This window comes from Enterobacter sp. C6 (assembly GCF_008122455.1).
GTDB classification, from domain to species: domain Bacteria; phylum Pseudomonadota; class Gammaproteobacteria; order Enterobacterales; family Enterobacteriaceae; genus Enterobacter; species Enterobacter pseudoroggenkampii.
Genome location: NZ_QPFW01000090.1, coordinates 1 through 4,086 on the forward strand (window position 1 = coordinate 1; position 4,086 = coordinate 4,086).

The window sequence follows — 4,086 nt, forward strand, 5'->3', positions numbered from 1 at the left end:
CGAGCCGGGGAGCACGGCCCGATGGTCGGCCCCCAGCCACATGCGCACCAGGTGCGGCACCACCAGGCCGACAAAGCCGATCACGCCGCTGACCGCCACGGCGGCGGCCACCAGCAGGGCGCTGCACAGCAGCAGGATCCGCTGCACGGCGGCAACCTCCACGCCGAGGTAGTGCGCCTCTTCGTCGCCCAGCTGCAGCAGGTTGAGGGGCCCTGCCAGACGCCAGATCGCCAGCAGGGTGGGGATCATCAGAGACGCGACGGCCAGCAGCGTCGACCACTGCGCCTGGCCGAGGCTGCCCATTCCCCAGAGGGAAAGCTGGCGAAGCTGGGCATCATTGCTGAGCCATGACAGCACGCCGACGGCGGCGCCGCACAGGGCGTTGATGGCAATCCCTACCAGCAGCAGGCGCGACAGGGAAGCGTCACGCTGCCGGCTGAGCAGGAAAATCACGAAGGTGGCGGCCAGCGCACCGAGAAACGCCGCCAGCATCGGGGCATACAGCATCACCAGGGCAGGCAGCGAGAGCGGAAGCACCACCCATAGCGCAACGGCGAGCGCCGCGCCGCTGCTGATGCCGAGCAGGCCCGGGTCCGCCAGCGGGTTGCGGAACAGCCCCTGCATCACGCAGCCTGCCAGCGCCAGTGAACCGCCGATCGCCAGCGCCAGCAGCACGCGAGGCAGGCGGATCGTCAGCCAGATCTGGCGCAGCGCCTCGTCGCTGCCGTCCCACAGCAGGCTGGCCGGCAGGTGTAATGCCCCAACCCCGGTCGCTGCGAGCGTCATGACGGTCAGGATCGCGGTCAGCATCCATAACGATAAGGCTATCCGCCGGGACATCAGGGCAGTTGCTCCGCTTTGGCACGTAGCTGCCGGATGGCTTCCGGCGTTCGCACGCTGAAGCCCAGCAGCGCCATATCGTCAATTGCCAGCACCTGCCTGTTCCGTCCTGCCGGGGTTTGCGCCAGACCGGGCAGTTTCCACAGATTCGCTTCACCGCCAAGGGCGTTGATCCCGTCCTGCGAAATTACCACAAGGTCAGGCTGGCTGGCGATTGTGCCCTCCTGAGACAGCGGCTGATAGCGGGTGAACCCCTGCATGGCGTTCTGCAGGCCCGCCGCACGAATGGCCGCGTCCGCGCCGGTCTGTTGTCCGGCAGCCATGGCGGTCATCCCGCCGTGGTTAAGAATAAACAGCACCCGCTTATTGAGCGATGACGCGGGAAGCGCCGACAGCGCCTGGCGCAGCGTGCTGCGCAGGACCTCTCCCTCGGCCTCTCGGTGCGTCGCTTCAGCGACGATCCGCACCTTTTCATCAATGACGTTCAGGTCGTTACCGGCAGGAATAGCGATGACCCGGACGTGGCTTTGCTCAACCTGCTTTAGCGCCAGAGACGGCTGCGCCTGGGCGCTGGCCAGCACCAGCGTGGGGCGCATGGACAAAATCCCCTCCGCATTGAGCTGGCGCAGATAGCCCACGTCAGGCAGGTCGTTCGCCGCCTGCGGCCACTGGCTGGTGCTGTCGCGGGCCACCAGCGAAGACGCCGCGCCGAGGGCGTAGACGATCTCGGTGACGTCGCCGCCGAGGGTAACGATTTTCTCCTGCGGCGCAGCAAACGCCAGCAGGGGCAGGGCGCTGAGCAGGGCAAGCCACCGTTTCATGCCGCCAGCCCTTTCGCCGTTAAGGCGTCAATCTGGCTGCGCCACTGGTTCTGCTCCGGTTCGCCTTCCGTACGCTGGCCGTACAGCTGGGCGATCTGCGTTCCATCGGCGGCAAACAGCTCCAGGCTGGTGACATGCCCGTCAGCCGTCGGCTTGCGCGTGACCCACGTCTCCGCAATGGCGTCTTCCAGCAGGTGCAGGGTAAAGGTTGGGTTAAAGATGTTCAGCCAGCCTTTCATCGGCGTCAGCTTTTCCACCGCGCCGGTGAAAATCTGCACGCAGCCGCGGTTGCCAACGAAGACCATGATTTCGTTACCGTCCCGGCGCGCCGTTTCCAGCAGCTGCGCCAGCGCGGTGTTTTCTACCCGGCAGGCCAGATCGTCACCCACCAGGCGAAACGCCTGCTGGCGGCTGAGGTTATGGCGCTTGAGCAGGCTGAAGAACTGATGAACGTCGGTCATGGCGCGCCACTCGTTATCCACGAGAGCAGCCTCCGCATTTTCCGCGTGAGCAGGCGCATCGGGGACCTTCAATGCCAGCGGCGGGTTGTCGGCAAAGATAAAGCGGGTCAGCACGTCGCCCCAGGCGGAAACGTCGGTGTTATCCGTGGCGTAGACCTTCAGCAGGGCATCGCCATGGTGATCGAAGAACTGAATGCTCTGCCGCTCGCCGCGGGCGGTGGCTTCACTGATGTGAAACGCGCTCGCCCACTGGTTGAGGAACAGGCGCAGATCCAGCGCGCGCGGGTTCAGCACCAGCCCGGCGTGGCCGTTCAGGTGCTGGTTGGTGAAGTTCCCGACCTGTTCGTGAACGGCGTAGTCGTTGCGGCAGATACATTTGGTTTCGCCCACCGCCTCCAGCGCGCCCAGGATCTCGCGGATGTCACCGCGCAGTCGCCAGGCATCGTGACCCACGCGGGCAAAGGTCAACTCTGCTTCACTGATGTTCATTAACCCCGCGACGTCGCGCGCGTACTTACCCGGATTGGCTTCTTTTAGCTCAAGCCAGCGCGTGTAGTGATTCATTGTCTCTTCCTTCTGAAAAGTTGCCCCGAAGGGAATTACCACTGATAGCTTACGAAAATCTTGCCGTTACGACCGTCCTGTGGAATGCCCTGAGGTGACCAGTACGCTTTGTCGAAGGCGTTGCCGAGTACCAGCGTGGTGGTCACGCCTTTGAGTCGCTCCTGGCCTTTGTAGCTGACATAGAAGTCGTTGACCGCATAGCCCGGCTGCTCGCTGTAGCTGCTGCTGATATGCGTTGAGCGATCGACAAAGGTCCCAATCCAGCCGACGGAGAACCCGCTTTGCGCCACCGGAACGTCCAGCTTGCTGGTGACGGTATCCGGGTTGATGCTGGAGATGTACTCGCCCGTATCGGTGTCTTTCCCGCGCGTGCGGTTATAGGCCAGGTCGAGGCTGAAGAGGTCGGCCGAGTATTTTGCCATCATGTCCCAGCCCCAGATTTTGGCGTTCGGGACGTTATAAGACATGGTGGTTGCCGCCGCGAAATCGACGGTGGTGGAGATATAGTCTTTGGCTTTGGTATCGAAATAGCTGGCTTTAAACTCCAGCGCATCGTTGGCAAGCATCAGATCGTCAAAGCGCAGGCCAAAACCAAACTCCTGCGTTTCGTTGGTTTCCGGGCGCAGGTTCGGGTTCGGCACCCAGTAGTTGGTATAGAAGCGGCCAATGGAGAAGTGTTTGGCGTCGTTATACATCTCGCCCATGGTCGGCGCGCGGAAGGCCTGCGCGTAAGAGCCAAACAGCATCAGCCAGTCGGTTGGGCTGACGGTTAACCCGGCGCGGGAAGACCACTTATCGGCATCCACATCGTTGTAGCCGTCGCTGCTGCCGCGGTAGTTGTCATAGCGCGTGCCGCCCAGCAGGGTAACAGGCAGATCGCGCAGGGTGATCTCATCCTGCAGCCAGCCGGAGCTGAAGTCGATTTTCGCCTCCGGGAAGCCGGTGGTTACCCCGCCCGGATGCTGCTCCTGACGATAGTATTCTCCGCCGTAGGTCAGAAGGTGTGCTGCAACGGTGTCGCTGAACAGGCGGGTGCGGTTTTCCACCTTGCCGCCTTTGGTGGTCTGCTTGCGGAACTCGCCGCTGTTGTCGATATTCTGGGCATTAATGCGCGCTTCGGACCAGTAGACCTTCGCGTCGGCGTTCAGCCAGTCGTTACCTTCCGGGGCGATGCGGTAGCCCACCTGCGCGTCACGCTGAATGGTGGAGCGATCGGTCATCGGGTTGCTGCTGTCCGCCCCGGTGGTTTGCGGGTTTTTCGGCTCCTGAGCGGCGTTATTGTAGTAGCGCAGGGAGCCGCTCAGGGTCTGGGCCGGGTCGAGTTTCCAGCTGCCTTTCGCCAGCATGTTGTTGATGGATTCGTCGTTAGGGGCGGTTGCTCCGTCGCTCTGGCGGATATC

4 protein-coding genes are annotated in these 4,086 nt (G+C 62.9%); all 4 read right to left on the minus strand.

Going from position 1 to position 4,086, the window contains the following annotated elements:
* Positions 1-840: FecCD family ABC transporter permease (locus tag DOU50_RS01040; RefSeq protein ID WP_148768550.1), on the minus strand; the 840-nt coding region annotated here is incomplete at its 3' end.
* On the minus strand, positions 840-1,661 hold the full coding sequence (locus tag DOU50_RS01045) for a heme/hemin ABC transporter substrate-binding protein (RefSeq protein ID WP_148768551.1): 822 nt from the start codon (positions 1,659-1,661) through the stop codon (positions 840-842). The genes DOU50_RS01045 and DOU50_RS01040, both read right to left, overlap by 1 nt.
* The gene (gene chuS, locus DOU50_RS01050) at positions 1,658-2,686 is read right to left on the minus strand and encodes a hematinate-forming heme oxygenase ChuS (protein WP_148768552.1); all 1,029 of its coding nucleotides are present in this window, start codon (positions 2,684-2,686) and stop codon (positions 1,658-1,660) included. Before chuS ends, DOU50_RS01045 begins: the two co-directional genes overlap by 4 nt.
* Before the next feature lie 35 nt (positions 2,687-2,721).
* Positions 2,722-4,086: TonB-dependent receptor domain-containing protein (locus DOU50_RS01055; protein ID WP_148768553.1), on the minus strand; the 1,365-nt coding region annotated here is incomplete at its 5' end.